General features: G+C 73.5%; 19 protein-coding genes and 1 riboswitch. Of the genes, 11 read left to right on the plus strand and 8 right to left on the minus strand.

Annotated elements, in window-relative coordinates; translation table 11 throughout:
• Positions 1 to 18 precede the first annotated feature (18 nt).
• The 3 genes from AC07FY_RS02785 to AC07FY_RS02795 all read left to right on the plus strand — a co-directional run bounded on the left by AC07FY_RS02785 (position 19) and on the right by AC07FY_RS02795 (position 2,931).
• Positions 19 to 663 carry a response regulator gene (locus AC07FY_RS02785; protein ID WP_478999881.1) on the plus strand — a complete coding sequence of 215 codons (645 nt, stop codon included), beginning with the start codon at positions 19 to 21 and terminating at the stop codon, positions 661 to 663.
• A gap of 140 nt (positions 664 to 803) precedes the next feature.
• Positions 804 to 1,832 carry a 6-phosphofructokinase gene (locus AC07FY_RS02790; protein ID WP_478999883.1) on the plus strand — a complete coding sequence of 343 codons (1,029 nt, stop codon included), beginning with the start codon at positions 804 to 806 and terminating at the stop codon, positions 1,830 to 1,832.
• A 103-nt stretch (positions 1,833 to 1,935) separates the two neighbouring features.
• Positions 1,936 to 2,931, plus strand: coding sequence for a 2-hydroxyacid dehydrogenase (locus AC07FY_RS02795; protein ID WP_478999424.1), 996 nt, complete (start codon positions 1,936 to 1,938; stop codon positions 2,929 to 2,931).
• An 85-nt stretch (positions 2,932 to 3,016) separates the two neighbouring features.
• Here AC07FY_RS02795 and AC07FY_RS02800 read toward each other — a convergent pair whose 3' ends face one another.
• Complete coding sequence (locus AC07FY_RS02800) at positions 3,017 to 4,879, minus strand: anthranilate synthase family protein (RefSeq protein ID WP_478999426.1); 1,863 nt, start codon at positions 4,877 to 4,879, stop codon at positions 3,017 to 3,019.
• Positions 4,880 to 5,206: 327 nt separating this feature from the next.
• Here AC07FY_RS02800 and AC07FY_RS02805 point away from each other — a divergent pair, with 327 nt between their 5' ends.
• Both AC07FY_RS02805 and AC07FY_RS02810 read left to right on the plus strand, forming a co-directional pair.
• Positions 5,207 to 6,571, plus strand: coding sequence for a class II 3-deoxy-7-phosphoheptulonate synthase (locus tag AC07FY_RS02805; protein WP_478999428.1), 1,365 nt, complete (start codon positions 5,207 to 5,209; stop codon positions 6,569 to 6,571).
• 148 nt (positions 6,572 to 6,719) lie between these two features.
• On the plus strand, positions 6,720 to 6,992 hold the full coding sequence (locus tag AC07FY_RS02810) for a (2Fe-2S)-binding protein (RefSeq protein WP_478999430.1): 273 nt from the start codon (positions 6,720 to 6,722) through the stop codon (positions 6,990 to 6,992).
• A 52-nt stretch (positions 6,993 to 7,044) separates the two neighbouring features.
• On the opposite strand, the gene bfr is transcribed toward AC07FY_RS02810, so the two are convergent.
• Entirely contained in the window at positions 7,045 to 7,521 is a 477-nt protein-coding gene (gene bfr, locus AC07FY_RS02815; RefSeq protein WP_478999432.1) for a bacterioferritin, read from the minus strand.
• 191 nt (positions 7,522 to 7,712) lie between these two features.
• Here bfr and AC07FY_RS02820 point away from each other — a divergent pair, with 191 nt between their 5' ends.
• Positions 7,713 to 8,345: a sulfite oxidase-like oxidoreductase gene (locus tag AC07FY_RS02820; RefSeq protein WP_478999434.1), complete on the plus strand. Its 633-nt coding sequence runs from the start codon at positions 7,713 to 7,715 to the stop codon at positions 8,343 to 8,345.
• Between the two features lie 34 nt (positions 8,346 to 8,379).
• Here the strand turns inward: AC07FY_RS02820 and AC07FY_RS02825 are convergent, their stop codons facing one another.
• From AC07FY_RS02825 to thiO, 5 genes are all read right to left on the minus strand, one after another.
• Complete coding sequence (locus tag AC07FY_RS02825; protein ID WP_478999886.1) at positions 8,380 to 9,246, minus strand: deoxyribonuclease IV; 867 nt, start codon at positions 9,244 to 9,246, stop codon at positions 8,380 to 8,382.
• Between the two features lie 9 nt (positions 9,247 to 9,255).
• Positions 9,256 to 11,157, minus strand: coding sequence for a Stk1 family PASTA domain-containing Ser/Thr kinase (gene pknB / locus AC07FY_RS02830; protein WP_478999436.1), 1,902 nt, complete (start codon positions 11,155 to 11,157; stop codon positions 9,256 to 9,258).
• Positions 11,158 to 11,304: 147 nt separating this feature from the next.
• On the minus strand, positions 11,305 to 12,099 hold the full coding sequence (locus tag AC07FY_RS02835; RefSeq protein ID WP_478999438.1) for a thiazole synthase: 795 nt from the start codon (positions 12,097 to 12,099) through the stop codon (positions 11,305 to 11,307).
• A 3-nt stretch (positions 12,100 to 12,102) separates the two neighbouring features.
• Positions 12,103 to 12,303, minus strand: a complete 201-nt coding sequence (gene thiS / locus AC07FY_RS02840; protein WP_384541019.1) for a sulfur carrier protein ThiS — start codon at positions 12,301 to 12,303, stop codon at positions 12,103 to 12,105.
• On the minus strand, positions 12,300 to 13,469 hold the full coding sequence (thiO, locus tag AC07FY_RS02845) for a glycine oxidase ThiO (RefSeq protein ID WP_478999440.1): 1,170 nt from the start codon (positions 13,467 to 13,469) through the stop codon (positions 12,300 to 12,302). The genes thiS and thiO overlap by 4 nt, the downstream gene beginning before the upstream one ends.
• Positions 13,467 to 13,579: riboswitch (TPP riboswitch) on the minus strand. It overlaps the preceding gene by 3 nt.
• Positions 13,580 to 13,659: 80 nt before the next feature.
• On the opposite strand from thiO, the gene AC07FY_RS02850 reads away from it, so the two are divergent.
• The 5 genes from AC07FY_RS02850 to AC07FY_RS02870 all read left to right on the plus strand — a co-directional run bounded on the left by AC07FY_RS02850 (position 13,660) and on the right by AC07FY_RS02870 (position 18,014).
• The gene (locus AC07FY_RS02850; protein ID WP_478999442.1) at positions 13,660 to 14,880 is read left to right on the plus strand and encodes an NAD(P)/FAD-dependent oxidoreductase; all 1,221 of its coding nucleotides are present in this window, start codon (positions 13,660 to 13,662) and stop codon (positions 14,878 to 14,880) included.
• An 80-nt stretch (positions 14,881 to 14,960) separates the two neighbouring features.
• Positions 14,961 to 15,326 carry an Rv2175c family DNA-binding protein gene (locus tag AC07FY_RS02855; RefSeq protein WP_478999444.1) on the plus strand — a complete coding sequence of 122 codons (366 nt, stop codon included), beginning with the start codon at positions 14,961 to 14,963 and terminating at the stop codon, positions 15,324 to 15,326.
• A gap of 77 nt (positions 15,327 to 15,403) precedes the next feature.
• Positions 15,404 to 16,045: a thiamine phosphate synthase gene (gene thiE, locus AC07FY_RS02860; protein WP_478999446.1), complete on the plus strand. Its 642-nt coding sequence runs from the start codon at positions 15,404 to 15,406 to the stop codon at positions 16,043 to 16,045.
• Between the two features lie 105 nt (positions 16,046 to 16,150).
• A complete protein-coding gene (gene metF / locus AC07FY_RS02865) occupies positions 16,151 to 17,065 on the plus strand; it encodes a methylenetetrahydrofolate reductase [NAD(P)H] (protein ID WP_478999448.1) in 915 nt (304 codons plus the stop codon).
• A gap of 52 nt (positions 17,066 to 17,117) precedes the next feature.
• Positions 17,118 to 18,014 (plus strand): hypothetical protein, encoded by an 897-nt coding sequence (locus AC07FY_RS02870; RefSeq protein ID WP_478999450.1) that lies wholly within the window; start codon positions 17,118 to 17,120, stop codon positions 18,012 to 18,014.
• Between the two features lie 58 nt (positions 18,015 to 18,072).
• Here AC07FY_RS02870 and AC07FY_RS02875 read toward each other — a convergent pair whose 3' ends face one another.
• Positions 18,073 to 19,497: a phytoene desaturase family protein gene (locus AC07FY_RS02875; protein ID WP_478999451.1), complete on the minus strand. Its 1,425-nt coding sequence runs from the start codon at positions 19,495 to 19,497 to the stop codon at positions 18,073 to 18,075.
• Positions 19,498 to 19,505 lie beyond the last annotated feature (8 nt).

Below are 19,505 nucleotides of genomic sequence, written 5' to 3' on the forward strand. Positions count from 1 at the left end.
CTGCACGAGATCAAGGTGATGGTCGTGGACGACCATCCGATGTGGCGGGACGCGGTCGCCCGCGACCTGGCCGCCGCCGGCTTCGACCTGGTGGCCACCGCCGGCGACGGCCCCGAGGCGGTGCGCCGGGCCCGCGCCGTCACCCCCCACGTCCTGGTCCTCGACCTCAACCTGCCCGGCATGCCCGGGGTCCAGGTGTGCAAGGAGCTGGTGGGCGCCGACCCCGCGCTGCGGGTGCTGGTCCTGTCGGCCAGTGGCGAGCACGCGGACGTCCTAGAGGCCGTGAAGTCCGGTGCGACCGGCTACCTGCTCAAGTCCGCCGGCGCCCAGGAGCTGATCGACGCGGTCCGCCGCACGGCGGCCGGCGACCCGGTGTTCACCCCGGGCCTGGCCGGGCTGGTGCTCGGCGAGTACCGGCGGCTCGCCACCGACCCGGCGCCGGCCGCCTCCGACGAGGCGGCCGCGCCCCGGCTGACCGACCGGGAGACCGAGGTGCTGCGGCTGGTGGCCAAGGGGCTCTCCTACAAGCAGATCGCGGAGCGCCTGGTCATCTCCCACCGCACGGTGCAGAACCACGTCCAGAACACCCTGGGGAAACTCCAGCTGCACAACCGCGTCGAGCTCGTGCGGTACGCGATCGAACGCGGCCTCGACGACGCGTAGGGCGCCGGTCGTACTTATGTCGCCGTCCGGGTGAACGGCGGTACGCAACGCCCCTTTCTTCCGTCCGAATTGACTCTTCCGGACCTCTCGCTGTGACCTGGGTCACCACTAGCGTGGCCGTCATGACGAAGGGAGAGGCAATGAAGGTCGGAGTGCTGACCGGCGGCGGAGACTGCCCGGGACTCAACGCGGTGATCAGGGCGGTCGTCCGCAAGGGCGAGCAGGAGTACGGATACGGGTTCGTCGGGTTCAAGGACGGCTGGCGCGGCGTGGTCGAGGGGGCCACGGTCCCTCTCGACATCCCGGCCGTCCGCGGGATCCTGCCCCGGGGCGGCACCATCCTCGGGTCCTCGCGCACCAATCCGTTCACGGCGGAGAACGGTGTCCGCGGCATCAAGGAGAACCTCGCCAAGTTCGAGGTCGACGCCCTGGTCGCGATCGGCGGCGAGGACACCCTCGGGGTCGCGGCCAAGCTGTACGAGGAGTACGGCATCCCCTGCGTGGGCGTGCCGAAGACCATCGACAACGACCTGTCCGCGACGGACTACACCTTCGGCTTCGACACCGCCGTCGGCATCGCGACCGAGGCCATCGACCGGCTGCACACCACGGCCGAGTCCCACATGCGGGTCCTGGTCGTCGAGGTGATGGGCCGGCACGCCGGGTGGATCGCCCTGCACTCGGGGCTCGCCGGCGGCGCCAACGTGATCCTCATCCCGGAGCAGCGCTTCGACGTCGACCAGGTGTGCGCCTGGGTGACCTCCCGGTTCAAGGCGAGCTACGCCCCGATCGTGGTCGTCGCGGAGGGCGCGATGCCCAAGGACGGGGAGCTGGTCCTCAAGGACGCCACCCGGGACTCCTTCGGCCACGTCCGCCTGTCGGGCGTCGGCGAGTGGCTGGCGAAGGAGATCGAGGCGCGGACCGGCAAGGAGGCCCGCACGACGGTGCTCGGGCACATCCAGCGGGGCGGTACGCCGAGCGCCTTCGACCGGTGGCTGGCGACCCGCTTCGGACTGCACGCGATCGACGCGGTCCGCGACGGGGACTTCGGCAAGATGGTCGCGCTGAAGGGCACGGACATCGTGCGCGTGCCCATCGCCGAGGCCACGGCGAGGCTGAAGACGGTGGACCCGGAGCTGTACCGGGAGGTCGGGGTCTTCTTCGGCTGAGCGGAAGGGGTCCCCGAGCCCCGAGCCGCGAGGCGCGGGGCGAGGCCCACCCATGGGCCGTAGGGTGACGAACGACCCATGGGTACGAGGTTCGGGAGCCGGCGTGGAGATCCTGGCATTCGGTGTGACCGCCGACGAGAGACCGCTCCTGGAGCGTGCCTTCGCCGGACAGCACGAGGTGCGCTGCCTCGACGTCTTCATGAGCGAGGACACCGCGCCCATCGCGGCCGGGTACGAGATCGTCTCCTGCAGCGTGAACGCGGACCTCGACGGCAGGGTGCTGCGGACCCTGGCGGCGGGCGGGACGAGGATGATCGCCCAGCGCTCCACGGGCTTCAACAACATCGATCTGGACGTGGCCCGGGAGCTGGGCATGACGGTCAGCCGGGTCTCCTCCTACTCCCCCTACTCGGTCGCCGAGTTCGCCTGGACCCTGGCGATGGCCGTGAACCGGCGGATCGTCCGGGCCTCGAACCGGACCAGGGACTTCGACTTCCGGCTGAACGGGCTGATGGGCCGGGACCTGCGCGGCCGTACGGTGGGCGTGCTCGGCACCGGCAGGATCGGCGAGGCGTTCACCCGGATCGCGCACGGCTTCGGGATGAACCTGCTGGGCTGGGACGTCGCGCAGAACCCGGCGTGCGTGGAGCTCGGCATGAAGTACGTGGACAAGGACGAGCTGCTCGCCTCCTCGGACCTGGTCAGCCTGCACGTGCCGCTGCTGGCGGCCACCCACCACCTCCTCGACGCGGCGGCGCTGCGGCTGATGCGCGACGACGCGATCCTGGTGAACTCCAGCCGCGGCGGGCTCATCGACACCGACGCGCTGGTCGGGGCGCTGCGGGCGGGGCGGTTCGCGGGGGTCGGCCTCGACGTGTACGAGGCCGAGGCCGGGGTGTTCTTCCTGGACAAGTCCCTGGAGGCCGTCGAGGACGACACCCTGGCCCGGCTCGTGACCTTCCCGAACGTGGTGGTGACCTCGCACCAGGCGTACTACACCACCGACGCGGTGGGCCAGATCATCGACGCCACCGTCGCCAACGTCGCCGACTACCTGGCCGGCCGCCGCTCGCAGAACACGCTCGTCCCGGCGCCGTAGCCCGCGCCGAACGGTCCGCCGCTCCGGTGCCGCGCGGCCGGGCGCCGGCCCCGGTCCCGGCCCCGCGCGGCGGACCGCCCGGTGGTCAGACCGGGGCTGTGACGCCCGTCAGGAGCTCGCGCAGCAGATCCGCGCCGCGCAGGGTGAGCACGGACTCCGGGTGGAACTGGACCCCCGCGAACCGGCCGGCCGCGCAGCGCAGCGCGTGGACCTCGCCGGTCGCCGGATCGCGGGCGACCTCCACCCCGGCGGGCTCGCCGCCGGGCTCGCAGCGCGCGGTGTAGGTGTTGTAGAAGCCGACCACCTCCGGCGTCCCGAACAGGTCGATGCGCGTCTGCGCCCCCTGCGCCGGCTCGGCCTTGCGGACCAGCGGGAGTCCCAGCTCCGCCGCCAGCAGCTCGTGGCCCAGGCAGACCCCGAGCAGCCCGCCGCGGTGCCCGGCCAGCAGCTCGGCCGTGAGCCCGCGCAGCAGCCGCATCTTCGGGTCGGCCGTGTCCGCCGGGTTCCCCGGGCCGGGTCCGAGGACGACCGGGCCCTCCCAGGCCAGGGCCGCCGCCCGCAGGCCCGGATCGTCGTAGCGGCGTACGGTCACCTCCAGCCCGGCCACCCGCAGGACGTGCGCCAGCATCGCGGTGAAGGTGTCCTCGCCGTCCACGACGAGCGCGTGGCCGGCCGGCGTGGCCGGCCGCTCCTGCAGGCGCAGCCAGAACGGGGCGAGGTCCGCGCGCCGGGCGGCGAGAGCCGCCCGCACCCGGGGGTCGTCCGCCAGGCGGGTCCCCTCGAAGGCCGGTCGGGGCGCCGCCGGCCGCACCCCCAGCGCCGCCAGCACCCCGGCGGCCTTCGCGTGGGTCTCCGCCACCTCGGCCGCCGGATCGGAGTGCCGTACGAGGGTGGCGCCGACGGGTACCCGCAGCGTCCCGTCGGCGTCGATGTCGGCCGTGCGGATCAGGATGGGGGAGTCCAGGCTCTGGGCGCCCGCCGCGTCCAGGCCGAGCAGGGCCAGCGCCCCCGCGTAGTAGCCGCGGCCCCCGGCCTCGTAGCGCTCGATGACCCGGCAGGCGTTCTGGACCGGGGAGCCGGTCACCGTCGCGGCGAACATCGTCTCCCGCAGCACCTCCCGCACGTCCAGGGAGGAGATGCCGCGCAGCTCGTACTCGGTGTGGGCGAGGTGGGACATCTCCTTCAGCCGAGGGCCGACGACGACTCCGCCCCCGTCGCCGACGGTGCACATCATCTTCAGCTCCTCGTCGACCACCATCGACAGCTCCTCGGTCTCCTTGCGGTCGCCGAGGAAGGCGAGGAGCGACTCGGCCGAAGGGCCTTCGGCCGGGTACCGGTAGGTGCCGCTGATCGGGTTCATCACGACGGTCCGGCCGGACATCCGCACGTGCACCTCGGGGCTGGCGCCGACCAGGGTGCGGTCCCCGGTGTACACCACGTACGTCCAGTACGCGCCCCGCTCGCCCTCCAGCAGCCGCCGGAACAGGGCCAGCGCGTCGGCCCGGCCGAAGCCCTCGATCCGGCCCCCGTACGTGCGCCGGATGACGAAGTTCGCGCCCTCGCCGCGGCCGATCTCGTCCTCGACGACCCGCTCCACCACGGCCGCGTACTCCTCGTCGGGGACGTCGAAGCCGCCCCCGTCGACCCGCACGGCGTGCGCGGGCAGCGCGGCCAGCGCCTCGGCCAGGGGGACCTCGTACGCCTCCTCGGCGGCCAGCACGCTCAGGGGCGTGCCGTCGTCGCGTACGTCGAACCCGCGCTCCCGGATCTGCCGGAAGGGGACCAGGGCGAGGGTGGGCAGCGCGCGCACGGGCAGGTCGGCGAGGCGCGCGGCCTCGTGCACCGGGCCGAGCAGCACCTCGACGGTGTCGTGGTCGCGGCCGGGGGTCCGCCTGCGCAGCAGGGCGAACGGCGGGCAGGAGTCGTCGAGCAGTCGGGCGAGATTCATCGGGAGCGGCGTCCTTCGGATGGGAGGAGCGGCCCCGGTCCGGCGCGTGAACGCGGAAGGCCGCCCCTCGGGGCGGCCTTCGCGTCGGTCGTGCGGTGCTTCAGGTACGCGCGAGGAGTGGGCCGCCGGGAGCGGGCCACCACCAGGACAGGTTCGTGTGCGCGTACATGCAGCGCACCCTAGCCCAGATCGCGGCCGGGGCGCCGCAGGCGTCTCGAGGACCGGGACGGCCCGGACGTCCGGGCCCGCGGAACGCGGCCCGCGCCCCGGGTCGGCCGCGTCTCATCAGGTGGGCGTCAGGCCGGACGGGGCGAATGACACCGTAATGTGTACGAGGTGACCGTGAACGCTGAAACCCAAGCCCCCGCCGCCAAGGCGACCTGGCGAGACCTTCCCGCGGCGCAGCAGCCTTCGTACCCCGATGCCGAGGCTCTGCGCGCTGTCGTCGCGGACCTCGAGTCGTATCCTCCGCTCGTCTTCGCGGGCGAGTGCGACCAGCTGCGCGCCCGTCTGGGAGCCGTCGCCAAGGGCGAGGCGTTCCTCCTGCAGGGCGGCGACTGCGCCGAGGCCTTCGACGGCGTGTCCGCCGACCACATCCGCGCCAAGCTCAAGACGCTGCTCCAGATGAGCGCCGTCCTCACGTACGCGGCCTCCGTGCCGGTCGTCAAGGTCGGCCGCATCGCGGGCCAGTACTCCAAGCCGCGCTCCAAGGACACCGAGACCCGCGACGGCGTCACCCTGCCGACCTACCGCGGCGACTCCGTCAACGGCTTCGCCTTCACCGAAGAGGCCCGGATCCCGGACCCCGAGCGGCTCAAGCGCATGTACCACGCGTCGGCCTCGACGCTGAACCTGGTGCGCGCCTTCACCACCGGCGGATACGCCGATCTGCGCCAGGTGCACGCCTGGAACCAGGACTTCGTGAAGACCTCGCCGTCCGGGCAGCGCTACGAGCAGCTCGCGCGGGAGATCGACAACGCGCTGAACTTCATGAAGGCGTGCGGCACCGACCCGGCCGAGTTCAAGGCCGTCGAGTTCTACGCCTCCCACGAGGCGCTGCTGCTCGACTACGAGGGTGCGCTGACCCGCACCGACTCGCGGACGGGCAAGCTGTACGACACCTCAGGCCACATGGTCTGGATCGGTGAGCGCACCCGCCAGCTGGACCACGCGCACATCGAGTTCTGCTCGCAGATCGCCAACCCGATCGGCATCAAGCTCGGCCCGACCACCACGGTGGACGAGGCGCTGACGTACATCGACCGCCTCGACCCCGAGCGCGAGCCGGGCCGGTTGACCTTCGTCGTCCGCATGGGCGCCGACAAGGTCCGCGACAAGCTCCCCGAGCTGGTCGAGAAGGTCACCGCCTCCGGTGCGACCGTCGCCTGGGTCACCGACCCGATGCACGGCAACACCTTCGAGGCGGCCTCCGGCCACAAGACGCGCCGCTTCGACGACGTGCTCGACGAGGTCAAGGGCTTCTTCGAGGTCCACAAGGGCCTCGGCACCCACCCGGGCGGCATCCACGTCGAGCTCACCGGTGACGACGTCACCGAGTGCGTGGGCGGCGGCGACGAGATCTTCGTCGACGACCTGCACCAGCGCTACGAGACGGCCTGCGACCCGCGGCTCAACCGAAGCCAGTCCCTGGACCTGGCGTTCCTGGTCGCGGAGATGTACCGCGACCAGTAGGCGGAACCTACGACGAGGGGCGCGGATCCATGTGATCCGCGCCCCATCGTCGTACCGGGGTCTTTTAGGGGACCCTAACTTTCGGTACGGTTAGGTAAGCCTCACCGAATCGGCGTGGCTCCGCAGAACCAGTCCGCCGCTCAGGGAGGTGAACCGCGTGTACGTCTGCTCTTGCTTCGGGATCACCGACCAGCAGGTCAAGGACCACGCGGCCGCCGGGGCCTGCACCCCGCGCCAGATCGCCTCCGCCACCAAGGCCGGCACCGACTGCGGCTCCTGTGTGCGCACCATCCAGGGCATACTCGGCCGCGGTGCCTGCCCGCGCCGGGACCTGCTGGAGAAGGGCAACGCGGCGGCCGTGCTCGCCGCGGACGTGCCGACCGCTCCGGTCCCGGCCCCCTCGCTCGCGGAAGCCGCGTAGAGGAGCCTGTGCCCGGGACGCGCCGCGGCGCGGCCTTGCGGTCCGGCAGCCGTCAGCTCGGCTGCTCGATCAGCTGCGCGATGTACAGCGGCTCGCCCAGGGACTCGATGAGCTCCAGCTGGGTGTCGAGGTAGTCGATGTGGTGCTCCTCGTCCTCCAGGATCTCCTCGAAGAGGCGGGCGGAGGTGATGTCGCCCTTGCCCCGCATGACCTCGATGCCCCGCTTGAGCCGGTCGATGGCCTCGACCTCGACCTGGCGGTCCGCCTGGAACATCTCGGTGATCGTCTGCCCGACGCGCACGTGGAAGAGGCGCTGGTAGTTCGGCAGGCCGTCGAGCATGAGGATGCGCTCGGTGATCTTGTCCGCGTGCTTCATCTCGTCGATGGACTCGTCACGCGTGTACTTGGCGAGCTTGGTCCAACCCTTGTTGTCCTGGATGCGGTAGTGCAGCCAGTACTGGTTGATGGCGGTCAGCTCGCCGGTCAGCTGCTCGTTCAGAAACTCGAGGACCTCGGGGTCGCCCTGCATCGCAGAGGCTCCTTCCAGGCAATGTCATCAATGACGGGGCTGGGATACCTCCCCGGGCCGCGGCCCGGGGGATTGCGCGCATCCTTGCACCGCCGCCGTGGAGCGTCCAGTAAGTGCCTCCTTAGTGGGAGTTGCCCGGATCGGTCCGGAGCTGGTCATGACCACCCCACCGCGTCTGTCACCATGGAGACATGGGTCAGCCGGAAAGCCGGGAATCTCCGGGAGCAGAGCAGCCGGAGCTTCCACCGGGGCAGCGGTTGCAGCGGGGCTGGCCGGTCACCCACTACGGTCCGGTACCCAAGTTCAAGCCCGACCGCTGGGAGTTCCGCGTCTTCGGCGCGACCGCCGACGGCGAGAAGCACTGCTGGAACCACGAGGAGTTCGCGGCGCTGCCGTTCGAATCGGTCGTGGCCGACCTGCACTGCGTGACGAAGTTCAGCATGCCGGGGGCCGAATGGGGCGGTGTGCTGGCCCGTACGGTCCTCGCCCTGGCCCCGCCCGCGCCGCAGGTCACGCACGTGATGGTGTGGGCCGAGTACGGCTTCAGCTCCAACATGCGGCTGGCCGACTTCGCCTCCGAGCGGACCGTCTTCGCCACCCACCAGGGCGGCGAACTGCTGACCGCCGAGCACGGGTTCCCCCTGCGCCTGGTCGTTCCGCACCTGTACGCCTGGAAGGGCCCCAAGTGGGTCCGCGGCGTCGAGTACATGACCGCGGACCGCCGGGGCTTCTGGGAGGAGCGCGGCTACCACAACATCGGCGACCCCTGGCGGGAGCAGCGCTACTCCTACCAGGAGGAGCCGGGGGACGGCCCCGAGCTGTAGCGGCCCGCACACCACCCGGACGGCCGTACGGAGGTCAGCCCGGGCTGTGGGATCCGCGCAGCTCCTTCAGCAGGGCCACGTCCGCCGCGTGCCCCTCCTTGCCGCCGGGAGTCTCGATGATCAGCGGTACGCCCGCCGTCGCCGGGTGCGTGCACAGCTCGGCGAAGGCGTCGCGGCCGATGTGGCCCCGGCCGACGTTCGCGTGCCGGTCCTTGTGGGCGCCGACCCCCTCCTTCGAGTCGTTCGCGTGGATCAGTTTCAGCCTGCCCTCGCCCACCGTGTCCACCAGCAGGTCCAGCGTCAGCTTCACCCCGCCCGGCTCCGCCAGGTCGTGCCCCGCCGCGAAGACGTGGCAGGTGTCGAGGCAGATCCCCAGCTTCGGATGGTGGTCGAGCGCGTCGAAGTACGGCCCGAACTCCTCGGCGCGGGAGCACAGGGAAGAGCCCTGCCCGGCCGTGGACTCCAGCAGCAGGAACGGGTCGTCCTGATGCGTCAGCTCATCCAGCAGCGGCAGCATGTGCTCTCTGACCTGCGCGTACGCCGCCTCACGCGGGCGGCCCCCGGTGGCCGAGCCGGTGTGCACGACCACCCCGAGCGCACCGATCCGCCGTGCCCGGCGCAGGGAGTGGCGCAGCGACTCCACGGACTTCTCCACGGTCGCCTCGGTGTGCGAGCCGAAGTTGATCAGGTACGGGGCGTGCACGTAGGCCGGGATCGACCGCTCGGCGCACTGCGACCGGAACAGCTCGTCCTGTGCCGGACTGCCGGTCGGGGTGGCCCAGCCGCGCGGATTGGCGACGAAGACCTGGACGGCCTCGGCGCCCATCTCCCGGGCGTACGTCAGCCCCACCGAGGCCAGCCCGCCCGCGACGGGCACGTGCCCGCCCACCGGATTGCGTATCACTGCGGCTCACAGCCCCTTGGTCCGGATGACGATCGTGGTGCCCTCGGGGGCGTTCTGGCCCCCGGCCACCGACTGGGACTCCACGGTCCTGCTGAAGGAGAGGAACGGCCGCTCCACCTTGACCCCGAAACCCGCGCCCTCCAGGGCCTTGCGGGCCGCGTCCACGTCCTGCCCGGTCACGTCCGGGACGGGGAGCTGGCGGGGGCCCTTGGAGAGGGTCAGCGTCACGGTGTCGCCGGCCGCGGCCTGGGTTCCGGCGCCGACCGACTGGTTGGCCACCGTACCGGCCGGGGAGGGGGCGTTGACCTGCTCGGACGCGGTCGCGACCTTCAGGCCGAGCCCTTGCAGCGTGGATCGGGCCTGCTCGAAGGAGGTGCCGGCCACGTTCGGCACCGGGACGGGGCGGCCCTTGCTGACGATCAGGGAGACCGCCGTGTCGGGGGCCCGCTTCTCGCCGCCGGCCGGGTCGGTACTGATCACCGAACCCTGTGCGACGTCCTGGCTGAAGGACTGCGTGACCAGCCCGGGGGCCAGGCCCGCCTTCGTCAGCTCCGCCTTGGCCGCCTCGAGCGGGCGTCCCTTGAGGTTCGGTACGGCCACGACCTCGGGCCCCCGGGAGAGGGTGAGCGTCACAGCGCCGTTGCCGCGGATCCGCTTGCCGCCCGGCGGGTCGGTGTCCATCACGGTGCCCCGGTCGAAGGCGGTGCTGAACTTCCGCTCGACCCGCTTCACGCCGAGCCCGGCCGCCGAGAGCTGCGATCTGGCCTGCTCCTCGGTCTTCCCGAGCAGGTTGGGCACCTGGGTGAACTGGCCGGAGTTGATGTACCAGACCCCTGTGCCGAGGCCGAGGGCGAGCAGGACGCCCGCGACGACCAGCAGCACGCCGCGGCGCGGCGGGCGCACGGGCGACGGGTCCCGCGCGGGCGGCGGCGGACTCTGCAGCCGGGAGGTGTGGTGCACCGGCTGGTGCGCGACGACCGGACGCGGGATCACGCTCGTGCGGTCCTCGGTGGCCGTGCGCTCCCCGGCCCGCGCCTGCGGCGGCAGGGCGTCCAGGTCGGCGTCGGTGAGCTGTGCGCGGGTCTCGAGGGTGAGGCCGAGCAGGGCGGCGGCGTCGTGGGGGCGCAGCTCCGGGTTCCGCGCGGTCGCCCGCGCGACGAGCTCGTCCAGCGCGACGGGCAGGCCGGGGACGGTGGCCGATGGCGGCGGTACGTCCTCGTTGAGGTGCTGGTAGAGGACCTGGGCGGGGGAGCCGCCGGTGTGCGGCTTGGTGCCGGTGAGCATCTCGTACAGGACGACACCGCAGGCGTAGACGTCCACGCGGGTGTCGGTGACGCCGTTCTCGATCTGCTCGGGGGCCAGGTAGGAGACGGTGCCGAGGACGGAGCCGGTGGTGCTGGTCACCGCGTCCACCGACCGGACCAGCCCGAAGTCGGCCACCTTGACCCGGCCGTCGTCGCCGATGAGCACGTTCTCGGGCTTCATGTCGCGGTGGACGAAGCCGGCCCGGTGGGCGGCGCCGAGGGCGGCCAGTACGGGCTCCAGGATGTCCAGCGCGGCGCGCGGCTGGAGCGCGCCGCGCTCGCGGAGCACGTCGCGCAGGGTGCAGCCGGAGACGTACTCCATGGCGAGGTAGACGTACGGCCCGTCCGTGCCCTGGTCGAAGACGGCGACGACGTTGGGGTGGGCGAGGCGGGCCACCGACTTGGCCTCCCGGATGAACCGGTCGACGAAGGCGGCGTCCGCGGCGAGGGCGGGGTGCATGACCTTCAGCGCCAGGACGCGGTCCAGGCGGGTGTCGACGCCCCGGTAGACCGTGGCCATGCCGCCGGCCGCGATGCGGGCGTCGATGCGGTAGCGGCCGTCGAGCACGCGCCCGACGAGGGGGTCATCCAGGGTCGTATCCACCCCGCGATTCTATGGGCGCCCCACCCCGCCCCCGCCGGGGGCGGGCCCCCTTGCAGCGCACCTGTGACGCACCCGCCCGCGCACCGTCGCCGGGGGCGCCGCCACCAGGCCCGGACGTGCGTCGCGGCCCGGCCCTGGAGCCGCAGGTCAGAACGCCGGACGTTCCGGGTCCAGGGCGGGGAGGCCCGCAGCGGGGGACGAGGCGAGGGCGAAGCGCCGCTGGGGGATGCGCCCGGCGCGGAAGGCGAGGCGGCCCGCCGAGACGGCGTCCCGCATCGCGCCGGCCATCAGCACCGGCTCCTGGGCGCGGGTCACCGCCGAGGCGAGCATCACCGCCGCGCAGCCGAGCTCCATGGCCAGGGCCGCGTCCGAGGCCGTTCCGGCGCCGGCGTCCAGGATGACCGGGACCCCCGCCCGCTGCGTGATCAGCTCGAAGTTGTGCGGGTTGCGGATGCCCATGCCCGAACCGATCGGCGAGCCCAGCGGCATGATCGCCGCGCAGCCCACGTCCTCCAGTTTCCGGGCCAGCACCGGGTCGTCGTTGGTGTAGGGCAGGACGGTGAAGCCCTCGTCCACCAGCGTCTCGGCCGCGTCGAGCAGTTCCACGCCGTCCGGCAGGAGGGTCCGCTCGTCCGCGACCACCTCCAGCTTGATCCAGTCCGTGCCCAGGGCCTCCCGGGCGAGGCGGGCCGTCAGCACGGCCTCGCCCGCCGTGAAGCAGCCCGCCGTGTTGGGCAGGACCGCGATGCCCAGCTTCGAGAGCACCGTCAGCACGGAGCCCTGGACCGTCGGGTCCAGCCGCCGCATCGCCACCGTCGTCAGCTCCGTGCCCGAGGCCACCAGGGCCCGCTCCAGCACGTCCAGGCTCGGGGCCCCGCCCGTCCCCATGATCAGTCGGGAGGAGAAGGTCCGGCCGCCGAGCGCGAAGAGGTCGTCCGCCACGGCTCAGCCCCCCTGGACCGCGGTGAGGACCTCGACCCGGTCACCCTCGCCCACCGGCGTGGCCGGCCACTGGCCGCGCGGGACCACGGTCTCGTTGAGCGCGGCGGCGACCCCGCTGGGCGCCGCGGTCAGGGTGGCGACCACCGTGTCGAGCGTGGTGCCGGCCGCGACCTCGCGCGGCTCCCCGTTGACGGAGATGGTCATGCGTACGACTCCTGACGTGCGGCGGAGAACCGGCGGGGGGTGAAGGGGCGGGCGACGGCGGGCAGTTCGCCGGTGGTCAGCAGGTCCGCCATGACCTCACCGGTGAGCGGGGCCAGCAGCACCCCGTTGCGGTAGTGCCCGGTGGCCAGGTGCAGTCCCGGCAGGTCGGTCGGGCCGAGCAGCGGCGCGTTGTCGGGGGAGCCGGGGCGCAGTCCCGCGCGGGTCTCCACCAGGGGGAGTTCGGTGATGCCCGGCACCAGTTCATGGGCGTCGCGCAGGAGTTCGTAGACGCCGCCCGCGGTGACCGTGGTGTCCCAGCCGAGTTCCTCGCTGGTGGCGCCGATCACCAGCTCGCCGTTCTCCCGCGGCACCAGGTAGACGTGGCTGCCGCGCACGACGGCCCGGACCGTCCGCGACAGGAACGGCGCGTGGGCCGGGGGCACCGACAGGCGCAGCACCTGTCCTTTCACCGGGCGTACGGGCGCCGCCACCTCCGGCGGCACACCCGCCAGCCGGCCGCTGAGCGAGCCCGCCGCCAGCACCACCTGGTCCGCGCGCAGCTCCGTGCCGTCGTCGAGCACGGCGCCGGCCGCCCGGTCCCCGGCGACCAGCAGCCGCTCCGCGGCCGTCCGGTGCACGCCCACCCCGGCGCGCTCGCAGGCGCTCAGCAGGGCCGCGCTGAGCCGGCGGGGGTCGACCTGGTGGTCGCCGTCCACGCGCAGCCCGCCGCGCACGCCCGGGGCCAGCATCGGCTCCAGGCGGCGGCACTCGCGGCCGGTGAGCCACTGCGAGTCCAGGCCGCAGCGGCGCTGGAGGGCGTGCAGCTCGCGCAGGTGGAGCCGGTCGTCGGCGTCCAGGGCCACCGCGAGGGTGCCGCAGGCGCGGTAGCCGACGTCCAGCCCGCCGCTCGCCGCGGCGAGCTCGGCGACGAACTGCGGGTAGCGCGCGGCGGAGTCCAGGCCGAGGCCCAGCAGGGCCTCCTCGCCGTAGTGCAGCTCCGTGACCGGGGCGAGCATGCCGGCCGCGACCTGGGCGGCTCCCCCGCCGGGGGCCGGATCGGCCAGTACGGTCCGCAGGCCCCGCCGGGCGGCCCGCCAGGCCGTGGCGAGCCCGATGATCCCGCCCCCGATGACGAGGACGTCGGATCCCTTCCGAGACGTGTGCATGGGCGTCCAGCCCCTCCCTTCGCCGGCATGACCCGGATCAGGTTCGTACGGTCGGAGGCCGCCCAGCCTCCCTCTCAGCCCGGTGCGCCCGGACTCCCGCGATAGGTACGGTGGCCAGACTAACCCCGCCGCCGACGGCGGGTAAGGGGCGCCCATTCCTGACGGAACATCAGGTGATTAGGGTGGCCGGGTGAACGAGCAGACGGAAGCATCTGAGAGCGGCGTCGTCATCGTCGGCGCCGGAATGGCCGGTGTGCAGACCGCCGTCGCCCTGCGCGAAGGCGGGTTCGCCGGCCCCGTGACCCTGCTGGGCGCCGAACCCCACCAGCCCTACGACCGCCCGCCGCTGTCCAAGGCGGTCCTGCTCGGCAAGGCCGAGGACTCGGCCTTCGACGTCGACTTCGAAGCCCTGGACATCGCACTGCGGCTCGGCACCGAGGTCACCGGGTTGCGGGCCGCCGCACGCGAACTGGACACCGGGGCGGGACCCGTCCCGTACGGGGTCCTGGTCCTCGCCACCGGCGCCCGGCCGCTGACCCTGCCCGGCACCGACGGTGTCCCGGGCGTACACCTGCTGCGGACCCTGGACGACGCGCAGCGGCTGCGCCCCGTCCTGGCGACCGCGCCGTCGGTCGTGGTCGCCGGAGCGGGCTGGATCGGCGCCGAGTTCGCCACCGCGGCCCGGGAGGCGGGCTGCCGGGTGACCGTCGTCGAGGCCGCCGACCGGGTCCTGGCGGGAGCACTGCCGGCCGAGGTGGCCGCCCCCATGGCCCGGTGGTACGCGGAGGCGGGCGCCGAACTCGTCACCGGCGCCAAGGTCGCCGGGATCGAGGAGGGCCGGGTGCTGCTCGCGGACGGGCGGGCCCTGCCGGCCGGCGCGGTGGTGGTCGGCATCGGCGCCCGCCCCGCCACCGGCTGGCTGGCCGGATCCGGCGTCGAGCTCGGCCCCGACGGCTCCGTCACCGCCGACGCCCACCTGCGCACCTCGCTGCCCGGGGTGTACGCGGTCGGCGACTGCGCCTCCTTCCCGTCCGCCCGCTACCGGGCCCGGCTGCTCGTGCACCACTGGGACAACGCCCTCCAGGGGCCGCGCACGGTCGCCGCGAACATCCTGGCCGGGGGGCCCGCAGAGGCGTACGACCCGGTGCCCTACTTCTGGTCCGAGCAGTTCGGGCGCTTCGTCCAGTACGCCGGCCACCACGGCGCGGCCGACACCCTGCTGTGGCGGGGCGACCCGGCGGAGCGGTCCTGGTCCGTGTGCTGGCTCAAGGACGGCGCCCTGGTCGCCCTGCTGGCCGTCGGCCGCCCCCGCGACCTGGCGCAGGGCCGCCGGCTGATCGAGACCGGCACGGCGCTGGACCCGACCAAGGTCCGCGACCCCGGGACCCCGCTCAAGTCGGCGGCCGCCTGACGCCCGGCGGGTCACCGCCCCGGGCCACGGACGGGTCGCCCCGGTACCGGCGGCCCGGCCGAGGTGGCAGGCTTGTCCCCGTGACCGAGATTGACGCAAAGATCGATGCCCTTGTCCCCTCGTGGCTGTACCTCCCCGACATCGCGGAGATGCTCGACATCGAGGTGACCCGGGTCCGCCAGATGGTCAAGGAGGGGCAGCTCATCGCCGTACGCCGGGGCGAGAACCGCGCCCTGCAGGTGCCCGCGCCCTTCATCGACGGTGACAAGGTCGTCAAGGGCCTTGTCGGCCTGCTGACCGTGCTGCGCGACGACGGCTTCTCCGACGCGGAGATCCTGGAGTGGCTCTTCACGGCGGACCCGACCCTGCCCGGCACCCCCGCCCAGGCGCTGAGCGAGAATCGCGGCACGGAGGTCAAGCGCCGCGCCCAGGCGCTCGCCCTCTGACCTGATCCGCATCCGCTCCACCGCGGTGTACGGACCCCCGCGGGTCCGTACACCGCCTCCATCCCGGGGGTACACCCATGCAGCTGTCCGACGCCCGGCTCTACCTGTGCACGGACGCCCGCAAGCGGCAGGGTGACCTCCCCGAGTTCCTCGACGCCGTCCTGTCCGGAGGCGTCGACATCGTCCAGCTCCGGGACAAGGGCATGGAGGCCGGCGAGGAGCTCGAACACCTCCAGGTCTTCGCCGAGGCCGCGCGCCGCCACGGCAAGCTGCTCGCCGTGAACGACCGGGCCGACGTCGCCCACGCCATCGGTTCCGACGTGCTCCACCTCGGCCAGGGCGACATCCCCGTACCCGCCGCCCGCGCCATCCTCGGCGGCCCGGACGAGGTGCTCATCGGCCGCTCCTGCCACGCCGAGGCCGAGGTCGACGCCGCCGTCGCCGAGCCCGGCGTGGACTACTTCTGCACCGGCCCCTGCTGGCCCACCCCCACCAAGCCCGGCCGCCACGCCCCCGGCCTCGGTCTCGTCCGGTACGCGGCCTCGCTGGAGCAGGACCGGCCCTGGTTCGCGATCGGCGGCATCGACGGCGGCAACCTGGACGAGGTGCTGGACGCCGGAGCCACCCGCGTCGTCGTCGTGCGCGCCCTCACCGAGGCCGCCGACCCCGGCGCGGCCGCCGCCGAGCTCGCCCAGCGCGTCCGCGCCCGCCTCGCCTGACCCCCCGCGGACGGGCCCGGACGCCCGGCGGAGCGATGGTCCAAAAACATGTCCAAGGGGCGGACGCGGCTTCGAGCTCCGCCGAGCCGCGTCTAACCTGCCCGTATGGCCTCTGGTACCGCTTCCACCTGGTCGGATCGTGCGCACACGGTCCGCGACCTCCTCGCGTCCGGGCGCTCGTACTCCTTCGAGTTCTGGGCCCCCAAGACGGAGAAGGGCGAACGCAACCTCTGGAACGCGCTGCGGCGGGTCGAGGCGGTCTCCCCGAGCTTCGTCTCCGTCACCTACGGAGCCGGCGGCTCCACCCGCGGCGGCACCGTCAAGGCCACCGAGCAGATCGCCTCGGACACCACCCTCACCCCGGTCGCCCACCTCACCGCCGTGGACCACTCCATCGCGGAGCTGCGCCACGTCATCGGCCAGTTCGCCGACGCCGGCATCCGCAACATGCTCGCCCTGCGCGGTGACCCGCCGGGCGACCCGATGGCCGACTGGGTGGCGCACCCGCAGGGCGTGCACTACGCCGCGGACCTGGTCCGACTCCTCAAGGAGTCCGGCGACTTCTGCGTCGGCGTCGCCGCCTTCCCCGAGATGCACCCGCGTTCGACGGACTGGGATACGGACATCCGGCATTTCGTGGACAAGTGCCGCGCGGGCGCCGACTATGCGATCACCCAGATGTTCTTCGATCCGGAGAATTATCTCCGGCTGCGCGACAGCGTCGAAAAAGCGGGCTGCGAGACCCCGATCATCCCCGAGGTCATGCCTGTTGTGGGCATCAGGCAGCTCGACCGGCTGCCCCAGCTCAGCACCGCGGTCTTCCCCGCGGACGTGAAAGAGCGCATGCTCGCCGTCAAGGACGACCCGGCCGCTGTACGCTCCATTGGCATCGAGTTCGCCACGGAGTTCTGCGCGCGGCTGCTGTCCGAGGGTGTCCCAGGGCTGCACTTCATCACGCTGAACAACTCCACGGCGACCCTCGAGATCTACGAGAACCTGGGCCTGCACCAGCGGGCCTGACCGGCAGGCCCCCGTTTCCCCGGGCGGTCCGCCGTACCGAGAGGGGCCATGCATGGGTATGACGGTCCTCTACATCGCGTTCGGCTTCGTCGCGCTGTGGTTGCTTGCCGAGGTCCTGATGCAGTACAAGGCCCGGCTCCGCTGGCGCCTGCTCGCCTTCACCGGCTTCCTCGGGGTCGTCGCCGGCGTGATCCTGCCGTCGGTGCCGGTCATCGGCGCCGGCGCGGCCGCGTTCGCCGCCGGCCAGACCCTGGTGACGCTCTCCTTCCGCAAGGGCTTCGTGGCCGGCTGGGCGCTGCGGCGCGGCGGGGAACCCCAACGGCAGTCCGGGCGCCGCCGCTCCGGCGGCCCGCGTCCCGAACCGGCCCTGGAAGTCACCGCGCTGGAGTACGAGGGCGCGGACGGCGCCGGGGAAGCCGGCGAAGGCCCCGGCCCGGAGCGGCAGTTCGCCGCGGCCGAGGAGGTCTTCAGCCCCCAGCCGCTGCCCGAGGACACCGGCTCCTACGGGATACAGAGCTTCGCGCCCACCGCCGCGGACCAGACGGCCGCGTTCGCCTCGCCGTTCACCACGGCCGAGCAGGACGCCCACCAGTACGCCGCCTCCTACGACCAGGCCGGCGGATGGGACCCGTCCACCGGCTACCAGCAAGGCGGGCAGCAGGTCTACGCCGCCTACTCGGACCCGTACATCGGCACGGGCGGGGGCCTCGGACAGCAGGCGGCCTACGACTACGCGAGCGACACCCACTACGCGCCGTACCCCGCCTACTCCCCGTACCCCGACCCCGGGCAGCAGCAGTACGCCACCGACACCCCGCCCGGCGGGGTCTGGGTGCCGCAGCAGCGCTCCACCGACGGCGGCGCCCAGCCCTACCCGGCGGACGAGCAGGGCGGGCCCCAGCAGTACCCGTACCCCCAGCAGGGGGAGTACGAGCAGTACCGCTACTGAGCCGCCACCGCTCCACCCGCCGGCCACCGCTCCCGGGCCCCGGCCGGTCGCCCGCCGGTCACCGGGAGCCGCGGAACCGCGCGCCCTCCACGATCAGTCCGGCCACCAGCGCCCCGGTCATCCCGGCGTGCGCCAGCCCGCCGCCCGGGTGCGCCCAGCCGCCCGCCAAGTACAGCCCCGGCACGGCCGTGGTGTTGGCCGGATAGAGCAGCCGCCCGCCCGCCCCGGCGAGCGCGGGCGCGGGCACTGCGCCGCCCAGGGCGCCGGTGGCCGCCTCGATGTCGGCGGGGGTGTGCGCCTTCTGCCACAGCAGCCGCTCCCGCAGTCCCTCCACGGCCCGTTCCGCCGCCTCCAGCAGCCGGTCGGGGGAGACGGCCGCCGCGTTCCCCGGACCGCACACGGCGGTCACCGTGACCGCCTCGTGGCCGGCGTCGGGGCGGCCGGCGGGATCGTCCGGGCGCAGGACGGTCACGTCCAGGCCGGGGGAGTGCACCAGGGTGCGGTGGACGGTCCCCGGGGGGCGGGCGCCGCGCAGTGCCAGGAAGAGGGTGAGCCGGCTCGGCAGGCCGTCCCCGCGGGCCGGGACCGCCTCCCGCGGCCAGGGCAGGGAGGCGTCGGGCAGCAGCCGGGGGTCGATCCCGCAGACGACGGAGTCGGCCTCGACCTCCTGGCCGTCGGCCAGCAGCAGCCCGCAGGCGCGTCCCCCCGCGGTACGGACCGCCCGGACCTCCGCGCCGAAGACGAACTCCACCTTCCGTTCCCGGCAGCGCTCGTGGACGGCGCCGGCCAGCGCCCGCATCCCGCCCCGCACGTACCAGCTGCCGAAGGTCTGCTCCATGTACGGCAGCACGGCGGCCGAGCCGGGCGCCGCGGCCGGGTCGATCCCGTAGGCCCGCACCCGGCCGGCCAGCACCTCCCCCAGACCGCCCCCCAGCTCCCGGTCGGCCACCTCGGCGAGGGTCGGGGTCCGGCGGCGCAGGAGGCCGCTGCGGCGCAGGGCGGGGTACGGGTCGGCGACCAGGGCCCGGCGGTCGTCGGGCAGCGGCTCCTCCAGCAGGGGCCTGCGGGTGGCGTCCCAGGCGTCCCGGGCGCGGCCCAGCACGGCGTTCCAGCGCTCGCCCGCACCCGGCCCGAAGGCGCCGTCGAGGGCGGCGGCCACGCCGCCGCGGGAGGCGCCGGGCAGGGCGACGTCCACGCCGTGGTGGGGCAGGACGTGGCGGACGGCCGGATCCGCCTGCGCCATGTCCACGCAGGTCTCCAGCGTGCGCTTGCCGGTCTTGACGAACAGGTCGCGGTAGACGGCCGGCAGGTGCAGCAGGCCGGGCCCGGTGTCGAAGGCGAAGCCGTCCCGCTCAAAGCGGCCGACCGCGCCCCCGTAGGTGTCCCCGCGCTCGTACACCGTCACCCGGTGCCCTGCCACGGCCAGCCGGGCCGCCGTCGCCATCGCGCCCATCCCGGCGCCGATCACCGCAATTCGTGCCATGCGGCTGA

This window comes from Streptomyces sp. NPDC045967 (assembly GCF_056430495.1).

Bases quoted from the DNA above. Each gene is read 5' to 3' on its own strand.
- thiE (WP_478999446.1), top strand. From the start codon at position 15,404: ATGCAGCTGTCCGACGCCCGGCTCTACCTGTGCACGGACGCCCGCAAG.
- AC07FY_RS02785 (WP_478999881.1), top strand. From the start codon at position 19: ATGGTCGTGGACGACCATCCGATGTGGCGGGACGCGGTCGCCCGCGAC.
- AC07FY_RS02800 (WP_478999426.1), bottom strand. From the start codon at position 4,879: ATGAATCTCGCCCGACTGCTCGACGACTCCTGCCCGCCGTTCGCCCTG.
- bfr (WP_478999432.1), bottom strand. From the start codon at position 7,521: ATGCAGGGCGACCCCGAGGTCCTCGAGTTTCTGAACGAGCAGCTGACC.
- AC07FY_RS02790 (WP_478999883.1), top strand. From the start codon at position 804: ATGAAGGTCGGAGTGCTGACCGGCGGCGGAGACTGCCCGGGACTCAAC.
- metF (WP_478999448.1), top strand. From the start codon at position 16,151: ATGGCCTCTGGTACCGCTTCCACCTGGTCGGATCGTGCGCACACGGTC.
- thiO (WP_478999440.1), bottom strand. From the start codon at position 13,469: ATGCACACGTCTCGGAAGGGATCCGACGTCCTCGTCATCGGGGGCGGG.
- thiS (WP_384541019.1), bottom strand. From the start codon at position 12,303: ATGACCATCTCCGTCAACGGGGAGCCGCGCGAGGTCGCGGCCGGCACC.
- AC07FY_RS02820 (WP_478999434.1), top strand. From the start codon at position 7,713: ATGGGTCAGCCGGAAAGCCGGGAATCTCCGGGAGCAGAGCAGCCGGAG.
- AC07FY_RS02875 (WP_478999451.1), bottom strand. From the start codon at position 19,497: ATGGCACGAATTGCGGTGATCGGCGCCGGGATGGGCGCGATGGCGACG.
- AC07FY_RS02870 (WP_478999450.1), top strand. From the start codon at position 17,118: ATGGGTATGACGGTCCTCTACATCGCGTTCGGCTTCGTCGCGCTGTGG.